The sequence below is a fragment of the Aerococcus sp. NPDC058936 genome (assembly GCF_042741995.1).
Classification (GTDB): Bacteria; Bacillota; Bacilli; order Lactobacillales; family Aerococcaceae; genus Aerococcus.
The window spans coordinates 21,995-43,442 of sequence record NZ_JBHYKZ010000004.1 but is presented as its reverse complement, the minus strand read 5'-3'; the positions used below and the strand labels follow the sequence as shown (position 1 = coordinate 43,442).

The 21,448-nt window shown below is 40.1% G+C and carries 20 protein-coding genes and 1 riboswitch; of the genes, 19 read left to right on the top strand and 1 reads right to left on the bottom strand.

What is annotated here, in order from left to right:
* Nucleotide 1: 1 nt before the first annotated feature.
* From aroC to ACFW0C_RS04160, 19 genes are all read left to right on the top strand, one after another.
* Entirely contained in the window at nt 2-1,198 is a 1,197-nt protein-coding gene (aroC, locus tag ACFW0C_RS04250) for a chorismate synthase (RefSeq protein ID WP_016897609.1), read from the top strand.
* A gap of 7 nt (nt 1,199-1,205) precedes the next feature.
* Entirely contained in the window at nt 1,206-2,489 is a 1,284-nt protein-coding gene (gene aroA / locus ACFW0C_RS04245; protein ID WP_378105671.1) for a 3-phosphoshikimate 1-carboxyvinyltransferase, read from the top strand.
* A 34-nt stretch (nt 2,490-2,523) separates the two neighbouring features.
* Entirely contained in the window at nt 2,524-3,048 is a 525-nt protein-coding gene (locus ACFW0C_RS04240; RefSeq protein ID WP_378105669.1) for a shikimate kinase, read from the top strand.
* Nucleotides 3,049-3,280: 232 nt separating this feature from the next.
* Entirely contained in the window at nt 3,281-4,141 is an 861-nt protein-coding gene (locus ACFW0C_RS04235; RefSeq protein WP_378105667.1) for a S1 RNA-binding domain-containing protein, read from the top strand.
* 121 nt (nt 4,142-4,262) lie between these two features.
* Nucleotides 4,263-5,162 (top strand): site-specific tyrosine recombinase XerD, encoded by a 900-nt coding sequence (gene xerD / locus ACFW0C_RS04230; RefSeq protein WP_378105665.1) that lies wholly within the window; start codon nt 4,263-4,265, stop codon nt 5,160-5,162.
* Nucleotides 5,163-5,419: 257 nt separating this feature from the next.
* On the top strand, nt 5,420-6,331 hold the full coding sequence (locus ACFW0C_RS04225) for an ABC transporter ATP-binding protein (protein ID WP_378105663.1): 912 nt from the start codon (nt 5,420-5,422) through the stop codon (nt 6,329-6,331).
* Entirely contained in the window at nt 6,321-7,616 is a 1,296-nt protein-coding gene (locus tag ACFW0C_RS04220) for an ABC transporter permease (RefSeq protein WP_378105660.1), read from the top strand. The genes ACFW0C_RS04225 and ACFW0C_RS04220 overlap by 11 nt, the downstream gene beginning before the upstream one ends.
* 525 nt (nt 7,617-8,141) lie before the next feature.
* Nucleotides 8,142-8,555 (top strand): GNAT family N-acetyltransferase, encoded by a 414-nt coding sequence (locus ACFW0C_RS04215; protein ID WP_378105658.1) that lies wholly within the window; start codon nt 8,142-8,144, stop codon nt 8,553-8,555.
* A 15-nt stretch (nt 8,556-8,570) separates the two neighbouring features.
* On the top strand, nt 8,571-9,326 hold the full coding sequence (locus ACFW0C_RS04210) for a segregation and condensation protein A (RefSeq protein ID WP_378105656.1): 756 nt from the start codon (nt 8,571-8,573) through the stop codon (nt 9,324-9,326).
* Nucleotides 9,323-9,952, top strand: coding sequence for an SMC-Scp complex subunit ScpB (gene scpB, locus ACFW0C_RS04205; RefSeq protein ID WP_378105655.1), 630 nt, complete (start codon nt 9,323-9,325; stop codon nt 9,950-9,952). Before ACFW0C_RS04210 ends, scpB begins: the two co-directional genes overlap by 4 nt.
* 24 nt (nt 9,953-9,976) lie before the next feature.
* On the top strand, nt 9,977-10,699 hold the full coding sequence (locus tag ACFW0C_RS04200; protein WP_378105652.1) for a pseudouridine synthase: 723 nt from the start codon (nt 9,977-9,979) through the stop codon (nt 10,697-10,699).
* A gap of 63 nt (nt 10,700-10,762) precedes the next feature.
* Nucleotides 10,763-10,880, top strand: a riboswitch (FMN riboswitch).
* Between the two features lie 108 nt (nt 10,881-10,988).
* Nucleotides 10,989-11,609: an ECF transporter S component gene (locus tag ACFW0C_RS04195; RefSeq protein WP_378105650.1), complete on the top strand. Its 621-nt coding sequence runs from the start codon at nt 10,989-10,991 to the stop codon at nt 11,607-11,609.
* An 87-nt stretch (nt 11,610-11,696) separates the two neighbouring features.
* Nucleotides 11,697-12,764: a helix-turn-helix domain-containing protein gene (locus ACFW0C_RS04190; protein WP_378105648.1), complete on the top strand. Its 1,068-nt coding sequence runs from the start codon at nt 11,697-11,699 to the stop codon at nt 12,762-12,764.
* Complete coding sequence (locus ACFW0C_RS04185; RefSeq protein ID WP_378105645.1) at nt 12,748-14,229, top strand: RecQ family ATP-dependent DNA helicase; 1,482 nt, start codon at nt 12,748-12,750, stop codon at nt 14,227-14,229. Before ACFW0C_RS04190 ends, ACFW0C_RS04185 begins: the two co-directional genes overlap by 17 nt.
* A gap of 96 nt (nt 14,230-14,325) precedes the next feature.
* Complete coding sequence (locus tag ACFW0C_RS04180; RefSeq protein WP_378105644.1) at nt 14,326-15,114, top strand: LysM peptidoglycan-binding domain-containing protein; 789 nt, start codon at nt 14,326-14,328, stop codon at nt 15,112-15,114.
* A gap of 24 nt (nt 15,115-15,138) precedes the next feature.
* On the top strand, nt 15,139-15,819 hold the full coding sequence (cmk, locus tag ACFW0C_RS04175) for a (d)CMP kinase (RefSeq protein ID WP_378105641.1): 681 nt from the start codon (nt 15,139-15,141) through the stop codon (nt 15,817-15,819).
* A gap of 175 nt (nt 15,820-15,994) precedes the next feature.
* Complete coding sequence (rpsA, locus tag ACFW0C_RS04170) at nt 15,995-17,281, top strand: 30S ribosomal protein S1 (protein WP_378105640.1); 1,287 nt, start codon at nt 15,995-15,997, stop codon at nt 17,279-17,281.
* Between the two features lie 96 nt (nt 17,282-17,377).
* Nucleotides 17,378-18,688, top strand: a complete 1,311-nt coding sequence (gene der, locus ACFW0C_RS04165) for a ribosome biogenesis GTPase Der (RefSeq protein WP_378105638.1) — start codon at nt 17,378-17,380, stop codon at nt 18,686-18,688.
* A 162-nt stretch (nt 18,689-18,850) separates the two neighbouring features.
* Nucleotides 18,851-19,126, top strand: a complete 276-nt coding sequence (locus ACFW0C_RS04160) for an HU family DNA-binding protein (RefSeq protein WP_290490400.1) — start codon at nt 18,851-18,853, stop codon at nt 19,124-19,126.
* A gap of 237 nt (nt 19,127-19,363) precedes the next feature.
* Here the strand turns inward: ACFW0C_RS04160 and ACFW0C_RS04155 are convergent, their stop codons facing one another.
* Nucleotides 19,364-21,361 carry a sucrose-specific PTS transporter subunit IIBC gene (locus ACFW0C_RS04155; RefSeq protein ID WP_378105634.1) on the bottom strand — a complete coding sequence of 666 codons (1,998 nt, stop codon included), beginning with the start codon at nt 21,359-21,361 and terminating at the stop codon, nt 19,364-19,366.
* Between the last annotated feature and the right edge of the window lie 87 nt (nt 21,362-21,448).

Sequence of the window (21,448 nt, the reverse complement as noted above, 5' to 3'; positions counted from 1 at the left end):
CATGCTACGTTTCATTACAGCTGGCGAATCACATGGTCCATTAGAAACTGCGATCATTGAAGGCGTTCCAGCAAACTTACCAATCGATATAGATAAAATCAACGAGAATCTTGCTCGCCGTCAAATGGGTTATGGTGCAGGTAATCGTATGAAAATTGAAAAAGACCAAGTGCGTATCACTTCAGGTGTTCGCCATGGATTAACTTTAGGTTCACCAATTACTTTGATTGTTGAAAATAGAGACTTTAAAAAATGGACTGAAATCATGAGTGCAGAAGATGTAGAAGACGGTATTAAAAAACGTCGTACTGTACATCATCCACGTCCGGGGCATGCTGATTTAGTCGGTGGGATTAAATACGGTTTTAAAGACTTACGTAATGTTTTAGAGCGTTCATCTGCTCGTGAAACAACAATGCGTGTAGCTGTTGGTTCTATTGCTCAACAAATCTTAGATGGGTTAGATATTGAAATCATCGCTTACGTTAAAGCTTTGGGTGGCGTTGAAGGTAAGGTCGATGCAACAAGTCTTTCTTATGAGGAAATCCGTCAAACAACGGATGAATCAGAATTAAAAATGATTGACCATTCAATTGATGAAGAAATCAAAGCGAAAATTGACCAAGCAAAAAAAGATGGCACCACTTTAGGTGGGGTTATCGAAGTAATCGCAAAAAATGTTCCTGCTGGTTTAGGATCGTACACACACTGGGACAAGAAATTAGATGCTAAATTAGTAGGTGCTATGGTATCGATTAACGCCTTTAAAGCAGCTGAAATCGGTGATGGTGTTGAAGTGGCTAGCCGTTTTGGTAACGAATTAATGGATGAAATTGCCTACGACGATACACAAGGTTTCTATCGTTTAACCAACCATATGGGTGGTTTTGAAGGTGGTATGACAACTGGTATGCCAATTATTGTCCGTGGATACAAAAAACCAATTCCAACACAATACCATCCATTACAATCAGTGGATATCTACACCAAAGAACCGTACAAAGCGTCGATTGAACGTTCTGATATTACGGCGGTACCACGTGCAGCCATTATTGGTGAGACAGTAATCGCTACTGAATTAGCCCAAGCAATTTTAGAAAAATTCCCACATGATGACTACAACGAATTAGTCAAAGCAGTAAACAATTACCGCGAATACGCTAAAAACCCTGACATTTGGCAAAATGAAGGAGAGTAAGACATCCATGAAAGAATTAATGATTGATGCCAATCCATTAGAAGGGACAATCACGATTCCTGGTGATAAATCAATTTCTCACCGGGCGATCATGTTCGCTTCTATCGCTAAAGGCACCACAAAAATTGAAGGCTTTCTATATGCGGAAGACTGTATTTCAACTATGAATATCTTCCGTGATTTAGGTGTTCAAATTGATGAAGAGGCAGATGGATCTGTCATCGTTCACGGTAAGGGTATTGAAGGCTTAACAGCACCAGATCATGCCTTAGATGCCGGAAACTCCGGTACGACTATGCGTTTGCTGGCAGGACTTTTTTCAGGATTCCCATTTAAAATTAAGATGATTGGGGACGAATCTCTATCAAAGCGACCAATGAACCGTGTTATGCTACCCTTACGTCAAATGGGGGCATCGATTTCTGGCTCAGAAGGTAGCGAGTTTGCGCCTTTGTATATCCAACCAGTGGACCACTTAAATGCCATTGAATATGATATGCCAGTGGCGTCTGCCCAAGTAAAATCCTCGATCTTATTGGCAGGTTTAACTGCTAAAGGTACAACAATTATCCATGAAAAAGAGCGGTCACGTGACCACACGGAAAACATGTTAAAAAACTTTGGCGTTGAACTAAAAGTAGACGATAAAGACATCTATCTAGAAGGTGGCCAAAGCTTAACAGCTACGGATATTACAGTCCCGGCAGATATCTCTTCAGCTGCCTTCTTTATTGTTGCTGCACTATTAGTTAAAGGATCTAAACTCCACATGCCAAATGTTGGTTTAAATCCAACCCGAGCTGGGATTATTGAAGTCTTGCAAAATATGGGTGCCAACATCGAAACTAGCTTGCATGAAGGTGGCTTGAGCGGTGACTTAACTGTTTCTGCCAGCGACTTAAAAGCAACAGAATTCGGTGGCGACATTATTCCAGCATTAATTGATGAAATTCCAATTATTGCTTTAGCCGCTACCCAAGCGGAAGGTAGGACAGTGATTCGCAACGCTGAAGAATTAAAAGTAAAAGAAACTGATCGTATTCAGGTCACAGCCCAAGAATTAAATAAAATGGGTGCCAACATCGAAGAAACTGAAGATGGCATGATTATTACTGGTCCAACACCATTGCACGCAGCGGATGTGGATAGTTACGGTGACCACCGTATTGGTATGATGCTACAAGTTGCTGCTTTATTGGTAAAAGAAGGAACTGTCAACTTGGCACGCCCTGAAGCAGTCAACATTTCTTTCCCAAGCTTCTTCGATGACTTAGCCGCTTTAAGCAAGTAAATCACCCAATTGGAAATGAAAGGTTGATCAAAGGATGCCAATCATATTAACAGGATTTATGGGTGTCGGAAAGACAACAGTCGGGCGCATTTTGGCCAACAAGTTAGGTGTCCCATTTGTGGATATGGACTTTTATATAGAGACCCGTCGAGGTCAGACGATTGCAGAAATCTTTGATCAAATTGGAGAATCGGGTTTTAGATTGTTGGAGTTTCAAATCTTGACGGAATTACTAGAGGCTGAAGAAAATACCGCGCTAGTGATTTCAACCGGTGGTGGTATTGTGGAAACAGCTGAGTGCCGCCAACTGCTAGCCCAACATGATAAGGTTTTCTACTTACAAGATACCTTTGAAACCTCGTGGCAACGGATTAATCGTGGGGGTCCCGGTAACAATGACCGCCCCTTAGTCAATGCCAATAGTAAAAGTCAAATGGCTGCCAAGTATGAACGCCGAATTCCTTTATACGAGGAAGCGTCGAATTACCTACTGGATGTTCGTCAATCCGATGCACACGAAACCGCAGAATTAATTAGGAAAATGTGTGAAACGGAATAATTAAAATGTACTTGTATAAAAAGGAGGCGTCAGCTTAAGTGCGGGCCTCCTTTTTTCATGCAAAAAAAGGCGGAACAGTGACAACTTATACATTATTTATGTAATCGACGTTTACCTTTAGTTGAGAATCGAGTATAATCAGATGTTTGAAGAATGAAGCTGCGGCCAAGTAATTAATAAATATGATACAATGAGATTAACATGCAAAAGCACCGTTTTAAGGAGAAAATATATGAGCGCACAATTAGGTACCGTTACTACAGCGTTGGTAACGGATCAAAATGACAAATTTTATTCAGTACAAAAAGAGGGTATTACTTATCAACTTGATAAGAGCGAAGGGGATTACCAATTAGGTGATGCGGTCCAAGGTTTCATTTATGAAAATATGAAACACACTAAAATGATGACCACCCAATTACCTGACGTTCGTCAAGGACGTTATGGTTGGTCGACTGTTACTGCTGTCCGTAAAGACTTAGGGGTCTTTGTAGATATCGGTTTAGCGGACAAGGAAATTGTGGTTTCTTTAGATGACCTACCAAGTGAAAAACACCTATGGCCGAAAAAAGGCGACCGCTTATTTATCCGTTTAGAAGTGGATAAAAAAGAACGGATTTGGGGTAAATTAGCTGAAGACCAAGTTTTCCAACAAATTACCAACAAATTATCACCCCAATCAAAATCTTGGACCAACCAAGAAGTGAAAGGGACCGTCTACCACGCAAAATTAGTGGGGACTTATGTAATTACAGATGACTACTTTCTAGCCTTTATCCATGAAAGTGAACGCTTGGAAGAACCACATTTAGGACAAGAAGTCCAAGGGCGTGTCATCGGTATTGGACAAAATGGGAACTTGAATATGTCCTTGAAACCATTAGCCCACACGGTAATTTCTGAGGATGCGCAAATGATTTTGGCCTTGTTACAACGCCAACCGAATCATTTCTTGCCATACCACGATAAATCGGATCCAGATGATATCCGTGAATACTTTGGCATCTCTAAAGCACAATTCAAGCGTGCCTTAGGGAACTTATTGAAGAATGGTCAAGTTGAACAAGTCGAAGGCGGCATCCGTCTTAAATAATGAGTCATTAACAGTTTATCCGCGTAGTTTGATGCATTTCATTTTTTTGAAAATTATATCATCCATCAAGTAGGTAAACCTTTGACTATATATGTTTTTGTGAAGTGAAGAAAGGGTAAGCATGAAGCTAACTGAAGTGATTGAAGATTTTTTAAATACCATGCGTGTAGAAGAAGGGTTGGCAGAAAATTCCATCATCTCCTACAAGCAAGAATTAAACCGAATGATGACCTATTTAAAGCGGCAAGGCATTGAAAAGGTTCAGGTCATTAGTCAGGATACAGTGTTAGACCATTTAAAGTGGATGGACGAAGACCAATTGGCCACGTCAACCCGGTCACATTACGTGTCAACCTTGCGTCATTTCTTTCGCTACCTAAAATTGGATGGGGTTATTGAAGACAATCCAATGGAGAAGATTTCTTTACCTAAGAAAACCCAACATTTACCAGCTGTTTTAACCTTAGACGAAGTTGATCGGATTTTAGCGACGCCAGATATCACTAAACCACTAGGCTTACGGGATAGAACCTTGTTAGAAACCCTGTATTCAACCGGCATGCGGGTATCTGAAATCATCCATATCAAACTAGAAGACATTCATTTAGATATGGGCTTTATCCAAACCATTGGTAAAGGGGATAAAGAAAGACTAGTCCCAATCGGTGAGATGGCAGAAGACTGGATTAACAAGTATCTAACAGAAGGGCGTCCAAAACTAGTAAAAGATGAGGACGAGACCCAAAGCTATTTATTCGTGAATAACCGGGGTAAGCCTTTATCTAGACAAGGTGTTTGGAAGAACTTGAAGAAGATGGTGGTTATGGCTCATATCACCAAAGACATCAGTCCCCATACCCTCCGCCATTCCTTTGCCACCCATTTACTTGAAAATGGGGCGGACTTAAGAGTTGTCCAAGAACTCCTTGGCCACTCTGATATTTCAACAACGCAAATATACACGCATATTCATGCCCAACATATGAAGGATATTTATCACCAAAATCATCCGCGGGCATAAAAATACAAGGAATGTTTGCATAACCCCATACTTAACTAAAAAGGCAGGATTATCCTGCCTTTTTTTTGCATGTTTTCAGAAAATGGTTATTTATTACCTGGTTTGAAGCCACAAATTGCTTCATGTAATTTATAATGTATATATGGGTGCAATAAAATTCTTTGAATTACTTGGATTTTTGCCTTAAACGAGTCATTTCGGCAGACCAAGGGAAAGAAACAGAGAAAACATAAGAAAACAAAAGGAGGAGAAAGTGTATGTTACAAGTAGAACATCTACGAAAAACCTTCGGCAGAGTTGTCGCAGTAGATGATGTATCATTTGAAATTCAACCGGGCACCATACTAGGAATTGTTGGCCAGAATGGATCTGGCAAAACGACAATTTTTCGAATGATTCTAAATTTTCTAACACCAGAAAATGGGGGGCAAGTTAAATGGGACGGCCAACCCTTACATATGAAGAAAGTGTATGACACGGTGGGATACTTACCCGAGGAACGTGGACTTTATGAGACCATGACCATTGAAAAACAAATCATGTATTTTGCCCGCTTGCGTGGCATGAAAAAGAAAGAAATCAATGCCAAAATTGATGAATGGCTAGAAAACTTCAATGTTAAAGGTGACCGTAAAGATAAGATTAAAACCTTATCCAAAGGGAACCAACAAAAGGTCCAATTGATTGCCACCTTAATCCATGAACCAAAATTGGTCATTTTAGATGAGCCATTTTCAGGATTAGACCCAGTGAATGCAGGCTTTTTGATGGAAGGTATCCTACGACTGCGCGATCAAGGCGCATGTATCATTTTTTCAAGTCATAACATGGCCAACGTCCAAGATGTTTGTGATTCAGTTGTTATGATTCATAACGGAGAACAGAAACTGTACGGGCAAATTAATGATGTGCGTAATGCCTACGGAAAAACAAGACTGTTCATCCAAGCTGAGGGCTGGGATCAAGAAGCCCTAGCCACATTAGAAGGGGTGGAATCGGTTAGTCAATTGACAACAGGGGAATATAAGTTAGTCCTAGCAGATGAAAATATAGGGCCTGAATTATTTAAGACCATCTCAAAAGGTGAATACATTCAATCCTTTAGCCAACAACCGCCAACACTAGATGAAATATTTAAAATGGAAGCAGGTGGACGTCATGAGAAATAGTCGTTTAGGTATTATTATTGAAGAGGTCTACAAGAAAAATGTCTTTTCATGGTCATTTGTCATGCTATTACTGAGCCCAATCTTGATGGTTGCTGTAGTGGCTATTATTTCAGGTGTTATCGGTATGGCAACCGCCTCTGATTCAATCGGTACGGTAGCCATCATTGGTGCTACTGACCAAACAGCCAGCGCAATTGAAACGGAAGACAATGGCCAGAACCAATTGATTTTTGACCAAGATGTCGACCAGGCAGCAGAAGCGCTTGTAAACGAAGAAATTGATGGCTACCTAGTCATTGACGAAAGTGATCCAGAAGCCATCCATGTTGAATTCTACAAAAGTAATACCGGGAAGAACATCTCAACTACTGGCTTCCAAACTGTATTAGAAAGTATTCAATTATCCTACCGGGCGCAAGCATTAGGCCTGACGGAAGAAGAATCCAGTCATTTACTCGATTCAAACGTGGCCATCCATAGCCAGACCATTGATTTAGAATCCGGTACCAGCAAAAGTGACCAAGACATTCAATCTATGGTACGAACAGGTGTCGCCTACCTTGTATCCTTTATTGTATTCATGTTTGTCATGAATTATATCTCTATCATCTCGCAAGAAATTGCCGTGGAAAAAGGATCACGCATCATGGAAATTGTCCTATCTTCCATTTCATCAACCAGCCATTTTATGGGTAAAATGTTGGGGATTTTCCTCGTATTGCTGACACAAGTTGCCTTCTACGCAATCTTACTAGGCATCATCTTTATCCTGATCATGAACACGCCAATGCCAGCAGAATTACAAGCCCTATTAGGGGACGAAACAATTCCAGGCCTGTTATCTAACTCAGCATCTATCATTGGTTGGTCCAGCTTATTAGCCTTCTTGGGCATCATCACCTATTCAGTATTGGGTGCCTTCCTTGGATCACTTGTTTCAAATGTACAAGATGTGAATAAAATGATCACACCAATTATTATATTAAGTATTATTGGTTTTTATATTGGGATGTTTGGACTAGGTTTCTCAAACAATATCTTAGTTCGAGTAGCCTCACAAATCCCATTCTTCACACCATTTGTCATGCCATTCAGAATAGCTGCTGAAACCGTATCGACCCAAGAATTAATCATGTCGGTCATCATTTCACTACTATTCTCAATCCTTTGCCTATGGTTATCCGCCAACTTCTACAAGTCAAATGTCCTGACATACTCAGACAAAGGCTTATTCGGCACACTGAAACAATCTTATACCTTAAGACAAAGTGAGAAAAAAGGCTAACAACAACTATCTAGTCAGGTCTGTTTAGACCTGGCTATTTTTAGTGAAATCGATATGGGAAAGATTAACTATCGTGACGGACCACCACTTGTCATCGGTCATTAATTAAACTGAAACTGCTTTTTTTGAAAAAAATATACACTACCTTATGCTGACAATTTATCATCAGTCAATTTGTTAAAAATGCATATATTTTACAATTTATTCAAATGGTACATCATATTATCAGCAAGCACATTGTAAAAAATATTGCCAAGGCAGGAGCCTCCTCGCATGCCTTAGCAGCAGACAAGGATGTAAAGCGTCCTCCTTTTCGTAGTCGGGTTGGTTCGACCAGCTCAAGTCCGCTTCAAATTATTTTGCATCACATTGCGTGTGATACGGCACTCATTTTCCAGGGTTGTTGCGCTAAACGGTCTCTAACACCCTTAATTATTTTTAATAAAAATTGCCTTGATTGACGATGTATGCTAATGTACTCTTACACATACTTTGTTATTATGCAAAAGTAAAAGGAGGGCAAAGATGTTAGTGCCTTATATAGGAAGATACGAGAAAATCGTAATGGGCCTATTATCCTACATCCCTGAGTTTAAAGAATTTTCTGAACTTACAGAAGAAATGGATAAAATTAATCAGCATGAACGTAAAATCTATTTATGGAAAGAAGCTAATTCTGATAATATCATCGGTTTAGTAGGCTTTGACCAACATGATGATACAGATACTTTAGTCGTGCGTTATCTATCAATCAATCCTTCATTTAGAGAAGAAGGTCTCACATACGATCTTTTAACGGCTTTAAAGAAAGAATTTCCAGTGTATTCCCTTACTGGGGTAATTTCTCTTTCAACGATTTTGTCAAAATGGGCAAAACGTCGACAAGAAGAGTTGGACAAGGAATTGGATAATAAACAAGAAAACACACCCCAAGTCTAGGAGACAAGTGTCAGGATGAACGAACAACCAAGTGAATTAACATTAGATCTAGCGGCCTTTGAGGGGCCGCTTGATTTACTATTACACTTAATTAAAGATTTAAAGGTAGATATTTTTGATATTCCCATCAATTTGGTTACCGATCAATATTTAGCCTATATTCATACTTATGAAGCCTTATCGCTGGATATTGCATCAGAATATTTGGTGATGGCAGCTACTTTATTGGAAATCAAAACCCAAATGATGCTACCAAAAACCCCCAAAGAAGCGGTTGAGGAAGAAGATGATCCACGTGACTCATTAGTGGAACAATTACTTGCTTTCCAGCAATATCAGGAAGTTTCCCATATCTTAGCGGATAGACAAGCTGAACGGTCGTTAGAATATACTAAACAACCATCAGACTTATCGGCTTATCAGGAGAAAATCCCTATGAAGGGTCGCCAATTAACGCCTGATGACTTGTATAGAGCCATTCAAAAGATGGCCTTCCGCTTGAAAAATCAACAACCCATCCAAACCACGATTGCGGGAGAATCATACTCGGTAGGGACTGCAATGGCGGAAATTCGACAAGCCTTCATCGAAGCTGACCGAGATGTGTTAATGTTTCAAGAAGCTGTTTTTCTTGGGAAAATTCAATCACGCAGTCAAATTGTGAGCATGTTTTTAGCGATTTTGGAATTAGTGAAGTCAAATGAGTTATACTTATACCAAGAAGATTTAAGAGCAGATATTCAATTGATTAGACGGGAGGAAAGTGAATGAATGCAGTCGCTGCAATAGAAAGTTTACTTTTCGTAGCAGGAGAAGATGGGATTGCTGTCGATGAACTTGCAAATTTATTAGAGATAGGCCAGGAGTGGGCTTTATACTACGTGATGGTTTTGCGAAATCGTCTCCAACATGACCCCCAATCTGGATTAAGAATTACCGTTATTAACGAACGTGTTCAATTAGTGACTAAGGCAGTATATGGTGAAGTAGTGAAAAATTACGCGGTTTCTCCTTTTGCGACGAAATTGTCTCAAGCGGCATTGGAAACATTGGCGATTATTGCCTACCAACAGCCGGTCACACGAATGACAATCGATGATATTCGAGGTGTTCAGTCATCTAATATGATCCATAAATTACTAGAGCGAGATTTAATTATGGAAACGGGCCGTCAGGATTCACCAGGTCGGCCGATTATTTATGGGGTAACGTCTTACTTCTACCAATATTTTGGCTTGGAGTCCTTAGAAGACTTGCCGGACATTCACAATCTAGTCTTAGATGGCTCGGTAGATGAAGAAACCCTTTTTAAAATTGATGATAATGGTGAACCTGAGCAAAAAGATTTTAACCAGACAGACTTTAACCAAACAAAAACACAAGAAACGACTGAATAGGTCACCAATAGGAGTTATTTAAAGATGGAAAGATTACAAAAAGTGATGGCACATGCAGGTGTTGCCTCGAGACGTGAGTCTGAAAAATTGATTGCCTCAGGACGGGTGAAAGTAAACGGTGAGGTTGTGAGAGAGTTGGGCTATAAGGTATCTAACAATGACCGTATTGAAGTAGACCAAGTACCAATTTACAAAGAAGAGCCAGTTTACTACGTATTTTACAAGCCAACTGGTGTAATTTCTGCTGTGAAAGATGACAAAGACCGGAAAGTGGTCACTGACTTTTTCCCAGGAATCGAACAACGGATTTATCCAGTAGGACGGTTAGACTACAATACCTCAGGACTTTTGTTATTGACCAACGACGGTGAATTCGCCAATACCTTGATGCACCCCCGCTATGAGATCAACAAAGTCTATGTGGCTAAAGTTGAGGGTGTGATAACCGGAGAAGAACGTAAGCAATTAGAACGAGGCGTTGAAATTGACGGCGTGAGAACTGCCCCAGCACAAGCGAAAATTCTTTCTGTTGATAAGGACAAAAAGACCACTATTATCGAGTTGGTTATCCATGAAGGGCGTAACCGCCAAGTCCGTAAAATGTTAGAAGCAGTTGGACATCCAGTTATTAAGTTGAAACGTGAACGTTACGGATTTTTAGACCTTAAAGGATTGAAACCTGGTGATAGCAGAACCCTATTAAAACACGAAATCGAAGAATTGTTAGCAAATGCCAAGAAAAAGTAAGCTTTCTACTTGAAAAAAGTAAGATACTTGTTATAATAGGAACTGTAATTAAATAAAATTTGAAGCAATCTTCAGGGCAGGGTGAAATTCCCGATCGGCGGTAAAGTCCGCGACTCCCATTTGGGACTGATCTAGTGAAATTCTAGAACCGACTGTAAAGTCAGGATGGAAGAAGATGGGCGGACTATGTCTGTTTGCCTATACTCTTTTTACCTTGAAGGTGGAAAGAGTTTTTTTATTTCCACTTTTGAGTGCCAACCCCATGAAGTAGAAAAGGAGAGAAATTCACATGGGAAAAAATCACACTAAAGAAATTGTATTGGTCGCAATTGTTGGGGCGCTATCATTTATATTGATGTTCATTGGTTTCCCAATCATCCCCGCTTTACCTTATCTAAAGGTAGACTTCTCACTCGTACCAATCTTACTCGTTGCATTCATTTCAGGACCTAAAAAAGCAGTTGCTGCCAGCCTGATCGCCAATGGATTACATTATATGTATACAGGTGGTGAAATGGGGATTCCAATTGGTGATGCAACAGCCTTTATCGCAACTATCGCTTACATCTTGCCAATTTACTACTTATTGAAAGACCAAATGGCGACAGTCTATGCAGGCAATAAATCAGCGAAAGAAATGAATTTCGGCAAAACGATTGCTACTTACCTAGCTGCAACCCTTTCTTTAACAGTAGTGATGACTATCTTAAACTATTTCGTGATCACACCATTCTATATGCAAGTCATGAACTTCGATGTAGGTAACATGCAAACTTATATTCTTGCGGGTATCATCCCATTCAACTTAATCAAAGGAGTATTGGTTTCCCTTCTAGCACATTTCGTCCTAGTTCAAACCTTACCAACCTTGGTCAATCGATTCGGTACGCGCGAATATTCACATAATTAAAAGTGAACCCTAGACAATTTTCTGGTATGATAAGACCTAGAGAATCATGTCGAGCATCATAATAATAGGAATGTTGGAGGGATAGGATTGGATACTTTATTAATGGCAATTGCTTTTAAAGTCCAAGCCTTACCCCCGAATTCCATATATCAAGTGTTGATTGGCAAGCGAACAGCCACAACACTTTTTTTTGCATTTTCAAACAATTTAACCGCCTATTTCGGGCTTTATCCAAAACTTGAAAAAGACGTATGGATGTCCTATACCCAAAATGTGGCTGATTACATCTCGGTGGAGGCTATTTTTCGCCAAGAAAATCATAGTCATTATATGCATTTGCTATTTGATAACATCCTTCAAAAAAGAAACGGTCTCATTATTCCAAGCCACCACCACAAGCACCATTTAGCCTTCAAATTATTGCTCCAAGTCCTCTCCAATATTCAGGCCGAAAACTCGCACTATAGCCCAATCGTCCAGGATTTAGAAGTCCAGCAGCTGATCAAAAACTTTATTTCAATGGTCAAAAGGGCAGACGCGTCCCAAGCTGGCTTACAAGTCATAGCCAAAAGCCTTCACCAGCAACTTGCTAAGGAACTATCTGCCTTTCCAGACCAAGCAGCCCTTATCTTCCTAGAACAGTTTGAAGGGGCCAAATTACCGGCACAAACCCTTGAACAAGGAGCAGAAAGCCATCAGATTTCTAAGCGGGTAATCGTCATTAGCCAACAGGCCTTGATGGACCAAATATATCAAACTTGGGTAAGTGGTCATACTTTAGAGGTGGAAACGCAATGGCTGCAAGTCTTCGCCCAAGGGGTTTTCAAACAATTCCCAATTTGGAATCAGACTACGCAAGATACTTTAAATTTGATCAATCAAGGTTGGACGCTGCAGAAAATAGCAGATAGAAGACGGTTAAAATTATCTACCATAACGGAACATATCATAGAAATTGCCCTAAGTTTTCCCGCAATCATTGAACCCTTGGTGGTTGAAGAACTTCATTTGACAGACATTTCCCCCCTTTTAAGACAAGAACCGGATGAAAATTACGAAGCCTTCAAAGCACGATTCGGCGAGAAAGATTATTGGTTATACCGGTATTGGCATATCGTCTACCAGAAAGGAGTTAATGATGACAGATTGGCATAAACGCCTGGAAGAAATGACAGGTTATCAAGAGTTTAAACCCGGTCAATTGGCGAGTTTAGAGGCTTTAGACCGCCAGGAAAACGTGGTGGCTATTTTACCAACTGGTGGGGGTAAATCTTTAATATACCAAATCAACCAATATCACGAATCCGGGGTAACTTTGGTTATTTCGCCCTTGATTTCCCTGATGCAAGACCAAGTCAGTCAATTACAACGGATGGGGTTAGGACGTGGCATTGCCTTAAATTCGACCTATGACCGCAGAGAACAAGCTTATATTTTAAGTCACTTATCTGACTATCAATTCCTATTTCTATCACCAGAAATGCTCCTGAAAGATCAAGTAATCCGGGTCCTACAGCGGATGGACATTCAATTATTAGTTGTCGATGAAGCGCATTGTATTTCTCAATGGGGTTATGACTTCAGACCGCAATATACCGAATTGAAAAAAGTTCGTCAGCTTTTAAAACAACCAAAAACATTGGCCTTATCTGCCACTGCTAACCAATCTGCACTGGCAGATATCAAGGCTTACTTATTTGAAGAGGGAGAACCTATTCAATTGATAAAGGAATCAGTTGATCGGCCTAATATTTTCTACCTATTCGATGAAATTGATGCTGGTGAAGTGAGGGTAAACAAATTGCAAGGCTGGTTGGACAAGCTACCCAAGCCGGGTATTGTTTATGTCCACCATAAAAGTGAACTCGAGGAACTCAACCAATGGATGAAAGCTCATACAGATTTGCGAGTCGCTTCTTACCATGGGGATAGAAGTCTAGAGGATAGGCATATCATCCAAAGCCAGTTTCTACAAAATGAATTGGATGTAGTTTTTGCTACGTCAGCCTTTGGTATGGGAATCAACCATGGTCATATACGCTTTGTCTTGCATTATCACCTCCCCAAGAATATGGCAGATTTTATTCAAGAAGTGGGGCGGGCAGGACGGGACCAGGAACAATCAGTATCCATTGTCTTATATGACAATCGCGAGGCAGCGAGACTGCAGCAAATGCACCGGTTATTGGAAGATGAGGCAGACTTGTTGGATGATTTATTGGCACGGCTGTTTAAACAGGCCTTAACCCAAAGTGAAGTGGACCAATACCCAGATAGCATAAGTGCCATGTTGTACTTTTATCGCCATCATTTTACTGATTACCAAACAGCAAAAGTACATGCCCAAAAACTTCGTCAGGAACGGTTGCGGCAAATCTACCAAATGTTAGATTTAATGGCTAATGACCAGTGTTACCGGACTTTCCTATTAGATCAAGCTGATGAACTGGTAGTGGACAGACCAGAATTATGTTGCAGTAATTGCCAACCTGACTATGACAGTCAACCGATATGGCAAGACTTAATGGCCCTACCGAATAGAGTAACAGTTGAAAAAGACGAGCATGATGGTGATTTCAGGGAAATGTGGACCCAACGTTTGCAGCAATTATTATCTTGAAATGGGTCCATAAAGTTTTGTTAAATTGCCTAAAGAAATACTGACATAGAAAGGGGTTCATGGTACAATTCTTAGTGTTAAGAAAGGGGTATATGGATGAAATTCTGGGACAAGTTGACGAAAAAAAATCAAGAAAATATAGAAGTAGAAACTGAACAGGCTTCAGAAAAAGACAGTTCAGCATCTTCTGACCAAACCCCCCCTACAAGTGATGACTTTCAGAATCAAGGGTTCGGCGAATTTGAGAATTTAAAAAATCAAAAGTATACGAGAACGGCTCGCAATAAGAAGAACAACCAAGATACGATATCGACAACATCAAAAGTAATTGCCTTCTTGCTATTTGTAATGATAGTTGTACCGTTCCTTTTGATTGCCTATATGAATAATGAAGACAAAGTGCCTGAACCGGAATCAACTGAGCAAGTCATGATTTCTAAAACCCAAAATATTGAATCAATTTCAAAAGCCAGTGAGTCAGCATCTATTTCAGCTTCCGAATCTGTCTCTGAATCAATTGCTGCCTCAGAAAGCGCAGTAGCTGCCTCAGAATCAGAATCAGCTCGCATAGCTTCTGAACAAGAATCTTCAAGTATCGCAGCTAGTGTAGCTGAGTCAAATGCAGCAGTAGCAGCGTCAGAAGCCGCAGCGCAAAGTGCCGCTGAATCAGCTTCAATTGCTGAATCACAAGCAGTAGCAGCCGAAGAAGAATCAGCTTCTTCTGAAAGTGTGTCTGAGTCAACAGGTACTTATACTGTTCAAGCAGGGGATAACCTATATCGGATTGCAGTGAACAACGGTATGACCCTAGATGAATTACTTGAATTAAACGGTTTAACACAAAGTTCTAGCATAGGACCTGGAACCGTATTACGTGTAAATTAATAGAATGAAAGAGTGGTGGACAGATTGTCTAAAGCGATTCAAGTCGCAATCGATGGACCAGCATCGTCTGGCAAGAGTACAATTGCCAAAAAAATTGCTAAAAAATTAGCCTATGTTTACTTAGATACAGGCGCCATGTACCGGGCAATTACATTACTAGCCCTTGATGAACACATTCAAGCTGAGGACGCTGGTGCATTGAAAGTCTTGGCTGAAGCGAGTGATATTACCTTTGAACCAGGAGACAATGGCCAGCGCGTCTTAGTTAACGGCCAGGACCAGTCAGAGGCCATTCGTACAGACCGTATCTCAAAAGCAGTTTCTGCTTACTCGGCAGTTTCTGAAGTACGCCAAGTCCTTGTTGAAAAACAAAGAGCCTACACCCAAAATGGCCAAGGCGTTGTAATGGATGGCCGTGATATTGGGACGGTTGTATTGCCGGATGCAGAAGTGAAAATCTTTCTAACCGCATCTGCTGAAGAACGTGGGCGTCGTCGATTTTTAGAAAATCAAGCCAAGGGTTATTCAGAAATGAATCTTGAAGACTTGATTGAAGATATTAAGCGTCGGGACTTGTATGATTCGACCCGAGAAGATAGCCCATTAGTGCCTGCAGACGATGCGATCATGTTAGATTCATCTGATTTAACACTTGAAGAAGTAGAAGCGTCTATATTAGCTGAAATCCAACGTGTGATTGCATAATTCATATTGCATAAAATACTATCAACCACAAAAAGAGGTAAAATTCAAGCGAATTCTACCTCTTTTATTATCTCTGAGGAAAAAATGTTGAATATAGTTTAAATAACTGATATAATAATAATTGATCATTGGCTTAGTGCGAATGAGGTAGTACATTTAGGAGAGGATTTAGAGTATGTCAAACGAATTTGAACAAAATCAAAATAATGAAGAAATTCCATCAATGGAAGAGATTCTTGCAGAATCAGTAGAAGTAAAAATTGGTGATACAGTAACAGGTGAAGTATTATCAATCGACGATAACCAAGTAATTGTTGGTATCGAAGGCGCAGGTGTTGAAGGGGTTATTCCTTTCAAAGAATTATCTGCTCAACCAATTGACTCAATCGAAGAAGTTGCTAAAGTTGGCGACACTTTAGAGTTAGTTGTTATTAAACAAATCAAAGAAAAAGAAAATGGTTCATTCTTACTTTCTCGCCGTCGTATCGAAGCGAAAAAAGTATGGGCTGAATTAGAAGTTAAAGCTGAAAACGGTGAAACTATCACTGTTCCAGTTAAGAGCGTAGTTAAAGGTGGATTAGTTGTTGATGCGGGTGTACGTGGTTTCATCCCAGCTTCAATGGTTGAAGACTTTTTCGTTGACGATTTCTCTCCATACAAAGGCCAAGAATTAGAAGTTAAAATTGTTGAAATTGAACCTAGCGAAAATCGTTTAATCTTATCTCACAAAGAAATCGCTGCTGAAAAACGCGTCGCTGAACGTGCAGAAAAATTAAACTCATTCCAAGAAGGCGATAAAGTATCAGGTACAGTAGCTCGCTTGGCTAACTTCGGTGCATTTATTGATTTAGGTGGTATCGATGGTTTAGTACACATCTCTCAAATCGCTCAAGCACACGTTAACCATCCTTCAGATGTATTAAGCGAAGGACAAGAAGTTGAAGTATTAGTTCTTTCAGTTGACGAAGAACGTGGACGTATTTCACTATCTATTAAAGCTTTACAACCAGGACCATGGGAAAACATTGAAGAAAAAGCGCCTAAAGGTGCTGAATTAGAAGGTACTGTACGTCGTTTAGTTGACTTCGGTGCATTCGTAGAAGTATTCCCAGGTGTTGAAGGTTTAGTACATATCTCTCAAATTTCTCACGACCACATTGCTACACCAGCTGATAAATTGACAGAGGGTCAAGCTATCCAAGTTAAAGTTTTAGACGTTGATGCTGAAAACGAACGTTTATCATTATCAATCAAAGCTTTAGAAGAAGCGCCAGAAGTTGATGCATCTGCACAACCTGCTGCTCCTCGCGAAGAAAAACGTCAAAGCAAACCTCGTAAACAAAACAACAACCGTCGTAACAATGCTGCTCAAGCATCATCTGACGATGAATCAGGTTTCACTTTTGGTGACTTATTAGGTGACCAATTGAAAAACTTCGATTTCGGCGACGATAACGAATAATTTTATTAATAAACCATAAGTTTGGTTTGATGGTAGGTTGGGGAAACTCGCCTACCTTTTTTATTTCAATGTTTGCTATTGAAAGGAGGCAAAACGATGTCTAATTTAACAATTGCCATTGTCGGCCGTCCAAACGTGGGAAAATCTACCATTTTTAACCGCATTGTTGGCGACCGAATTTCAATTGTCCAAGATGAACCTGGCGTTACCCGTGATAGAATTTATGCACAGGGTGAATGGTTAGGAAAACAATTAAATGTAATTGATACTGGTGGTATCGAATTTAACGATCAAGATTTCATGACACAAATTCGCTTGCAAGCTGAAATTGCTATGGAAGAAGCAGATGTTATCATCATGATGACTAATGTCCGTGAAGGTGTGACAAAGACAGACTCGCAAATAGCCAGTATGTTACGTAAGACAGATAAACCTGTCGTACTGGCAGTAAACAAGGTGGATAACCCTGAACAAAGAGCGGAAATTTATGATTTCTATTCATTAGGTTTAGGCGATCCATACCCAATTTCTGGCTCTCACGGTTTAGGTATTGGGGACATACTAGAAGAAGTATTCCACTTGGCACCAGACGATATTGAAAATGATGATGACGATGATACTATTTCATTCGCCCTAATTGGCCGTCCAAACGTAGGTAAATCTTCTTTGGTCAATGCGATTTTAGGTGAGAACCGTGTAATCGTATCGAACGTAGCGGGGACAACTCGTGACGCAATCGATACATCTTTCGAGGATGACGGACAAGTTTATAAAATTATTGATACAGCAGGTATCCGTAAACGTGGTAAAGTATACGAAGCAACTGAGAAATATTCAGTGATGCGTGCCATGCGTGCAATTGAAAGAGCTCAAGTGTGTCTAGTTGTCTTAAATGCTGAAGAAGGTATCCGGGATCAAGATAAAACGATCGCTGGTTATGCCCATGAAGCAGGACGCGGAATTATTATTGTGGTAAACAAATGGGATACTCTTGAAAAAGACAACCATACCATGAAGAAATTCACTGATGACATTCGTCGTGAGTTCCAGTTTATCGACTATGCACCAATCATTTTCGTATCTGCCGAAACCAAACAACGTTTAGTGCAACTACCAGAAATGATTGCCCACGTTCATGGTAACTTCAACCGTCGTGTTCAATCATCATTATTGAATGAGGTATTGGTTGATGCGATTCGTATTAACCCAGCACCGTCTGACAAGGGCAGAAAATTACGTATTTATTACCTAACACAGGTCAAAACTGCACCGCCAACTTTTGTGGCATTTGTCAATGACGAAGAGCTTATGCACTTCTCATATGAGCGCTTTCTTTCAAATCAAATTAGAAAATCTTTTGATTTTTTAGGCACGCCTATTCAAATTATCACAAGAAACAGAAAATAACAAAAAAGGTTAAAAATACGCGTATTTTTAACCAAAAACGTTGTTATATAGCGGTTTGTATGGTATTCTATAAAAGGATTATCTGAGAGACATTTCGATTATCCCATATATTTATTCTAGAATAAATATATCCGAAAGAATTTCGGAGGAGGTGAAATTAGAATGGCAAATAAAGCAGAATTAGTACAAAACGTTGCAAATGCAGTAGGTGATTCTAAAAAAAATGTAGCACCAGTTGTAGATGCAGTTTTCGAACAAATCGAAGCATTTTTAGCTGACGGTGAAAAAGTTCAATTAATCGGTTTTGGTAGTTTTGAAGTTCGTGACCGCGCAGCGCGTAAAGGTCGCAACCCTCAAACTGGCGATGAAATCGAAATCCCTGCAAGCAAAGTACCAGCTTTCAAACCTGGTAAAGCATTGAAAGATGCAGTTAAATAAGATTTCAAAGAACGTCGTTGATGTCTATGACATCAGCGGCTTTTTTATTTGTACTTTTTGGTCAAATAGACCAAAAAGTAGTAAGAATATGGGCTCCATGATGGGAGGAGCCAGTGGAAGCTATCAGGATAGGTAACGATGACGCTGTCCTGAATTAGCTTGGAAATCGCAAGATATGCACGAAAAAGGAAGCTGGACTATTGTCCAACCTCCTAATTTGCTTTGTTATTGTCTAGACTATTTTACTTCGATAATAGCTGTTTTTTCAGCTACTTGACCGTCCGCAATTACTTCAACATTTTCATATTGATTTGCATTTGTGACAAGTACCATAACATCTGGGTCATAACCAGCTTCTTTAATTACTGCTAGGTCAAAGCTACCTAATAGGTCACCTTTGTTGACTTGATCACCTTGTTGGACTTCACTGGTAAAACCGTGACCATTTAAGTTCACTGTATCAATACCGATATGAATTAAAACTTCTAGACCGGAGTCACTAACTAAACCATAAGCGTGGCCCGTTTCAGAGGCGATAGTTAAACTACCTGAAATAGGTGCGTATACATTGCCACTTGAATCAGGGACGATGGCTAATCCAGGGCCCATCATGCCTTGTGAGAATACGGGATCATTAACATTTTCTAGGGCAGTGACCTTACCAGCGAGTGGTGCAACAATCGTCTTATTGTCGCTTATTAGGCCAGTGCTTTCACCTGATAAGGTGTTTGTTTCTGAGGTAGGTACTGTTTCTTCAGTTTCATGAGCAGCAACTACTTTTGCTTCTTTTTCTTTCTCAGCTTGGGCATCTTTTGCCTCTTTTTTTGAAAGAGATTTACCGTAAATGTATGTGGCTACGAATGCAATCACGATAGATACGACGATGGCAAGCATAAAGGTTGGTATAAAGCGTGGGATGATGGCAACGAAACCAATCACACCTGCAGGTCCTAACGACTGACTACGAACGTTAAAAATCCCTAAAATGACTGAGGCAATACCTGAAGCGATTAACCCGATGAAGAATGGGTATTTCAATTTCAAGTTGACTCCGAACATGGCTGGTTCAGTAATCCCTAGCATGGCAGATAGAGATGATGATGTCGCCAAACCTTTAGTTTTTTCATTTTTAGTGATGAAGTATACGGCTAAGGTCGCTGCACCTTGAGCAACATTGGCTACTGATGCAATTGGGAAAATGAAGTTACCACCTGTCGTCGCAACATCTGCAATTAGGGCAGTTTCAATTGCGGGGAATGATTGGTGTAAACCTGTCAATACAATTGCTGAGTAGAATAGACCGAATACACCATAACCAAATGCGCCTAGGTAAGTAATCGCTTCTACAATACCGTTTAGTAATAAATCAGATAGGGTACGTAGGACTGGTCCTACAACTGTAAAGGTAATCATACCTGTTAAGATGACGGTTAACATTGGCGTAAAGGTAAAGTCGATGGCATCTTTCAAATATTTATGGAAGAAGGTTTCCAATTTAGCTAATATCCAAGCAACCCCGATAACAGGCAATACTTGACCTTGGTAACCTGCTTGCGCAATTTCTAAACCAAAAATATTCCATACGGGCATTTCACCTGCTGCCGTCACATTGGCTACGTCGTAACCATTGATTAATTGTGGCATCACCATGATTAGCCCCATAGTAGCCCCAAGATAAGGGTTACCACCAAATCGTTTGGTTGCTGAGAAGGCAATTAAAACAGGCAAAAAGGCGAAGGCAGCAGATGCGAACATGTTGATCATGTCAGCAAAATCAGCCCAGGCTGGATACATGGCCACTAGGGCTTCAGGTCCAAATAAGTTTTCACTTGTTAGGACGTTGTTGACTGCCATAATCAAACCACCGGCTGTTAGAGCCGGAATTAATGGAACGAAAATATCCGATAATACCTTAATGACTGCCATAACTGGGTTTTGTTTACCCTGACTTTTAGCTGTTTCTTTTACTTCTTCTTGGGACGCAGGCTTAATGTCGGCGATTTTTGTATATTCCTCATATACCTTATTCACATCACCAGGTCCTACGATAATTTGATATTGACCATTTGCTTTAAAGGTCCCTTTCAAATCTGGATCATTATCCAAGGCATCTTGGTCAATCTTTTCTTCATCTTTCACCACTAAACGTAAACGGGTCGCACAGTGGGCAGCAGTGACAACATTGTCTTTTCCCAAAGCTGTATGGATACGTTTGGCTACATCTTTATGATTCATGATATTTACCTCTTTTCTTCAGATATGTTTTGTAAATTTAAGCGTTTTCATTTACTTGTTTAGAATTTTAACAGGCGAACGGTAATA

Bases quoted from the DNA above. Each gene is read 5' to 3' on its own strand.
- aroC (WP_016897609.1), top strand. From the start codon at position 2: ATGCTACGTTTCATTACAGCTGGCGAATCACATGGTCCATTAGAAACT.
- aroA (WP_378105671.1), top strand. From the start codon at position 1,206: ATGAAAGAATTAATGATTGATGCCAATCCATTAGAAGGGACAATCACG.
- ACFW0C_RS04240 (WP_378105669.1), top strand. From the start codon at position 2,524: ATGCCAATCATATTAACAGGATTTATGGGTGTCGGAAAGACAACAGTC.
- ACFW0C_RS04235 (WP_378105667.1), top strand. From the start codon at position 3,281: ATGAGCGCACAATTAGGTACCGTTACTACAGCGTTGGTAACGGATCAA.
- xerD (WP_378105665.1), top strand. From the start codon at position 4,263: ATGAAGCTAACTGAAGTGATTGAAGATTTTTTAAATACCATGCGTGTA.
- ACFW0C_RS04225 (WP_378105663.1), top strand. From the start codon at position 5,420: ATGTTACAAGTAGAACATCTACGAAAAACCTTCGGCAGAGTTGTCGCA.
- ACFW0C_RS04220 (WP_378105660.1), top strand. From the start codon at position 6,321: ATGAGAAATAGTCGTTTAGGTATTATTATTGAAGAGGTCTACAAGAAA.
- ACFW0C_RS04215 (WP_378105658.1), top strand. From the start codon at position 8,142: ATGTTAGTGCCTTATATAGGAAGATACGAGAAAATCGTAATGGGCCTA.
- ACFW0C_RS04210 (WP_378105656.1), top strand. From the start codon at position 8,571: ATGAACGAACAACCAAGTGAATTAACATTAGATCTAGCGGCCTTTGAG.
- scpB (WP_378105655.1), top strand. From the start codon at position 9,323: ATGAATGCAGTCGCTGCAATAGAAAGTTTACTTTTCGTAGCAGGAGAA.
- ACFW0C_RS04200 (WP_378105652.1), top strand. From the start codon at position 9,977: ATGGAAAGATTACAAAAAGTGATGGCACATGCAGGTGTTGCCTCGAGA.
- ACFW0C_RS04195 (WP_378105650.1), top strand. From the start codon at position 10,989: ATGGGAAAAAATCACACTAAAGAAATTGTATTGGTCGCAATTGTTGGG.
- ACFW0C_RS04185 (WP_378105645.1), top strand. From the start codon at position 12,748: ATGACAGATTGGCATAAACGCCTGGAAGAAATGACAGGTTATCAAGAG.
- ACFW0C_RS04180 (WP_378105644.1), top strand. From the start codon at position 14,326: ATGAAATTCTGGGACAAGTTGACGAAAAAAAATCAAGAAAATATAGAA.
- rpsA (WP_378105640.1), top strand. From the start codon at position 15,995: ATGTCAAACGAATTTGAACAAAATCAAAATAATGAAGAAATTCCATCA.
- der (WP_378105638.1), top strand. From the start codon at position 17,378: ATGTCTAATTTAACAATTGCCATTGTCGGCCGTCCAAACGTGGGAAAA.
- ACFW0C_RS04160 (WP_290490400.1), top strand. From the start codon at position 18,851: ATGGCAAATAAAGCAGAATTAGTACAAAACGTTGCAAATGCAGTAGGT.
- ACFW0C_RS04155 (WP_378105634.1), bottom strand. From the start codon at position 21,361: ATGAATCATAAAGATGTAGCCAAACGTATCCATACAGCTTTGGGAAAA.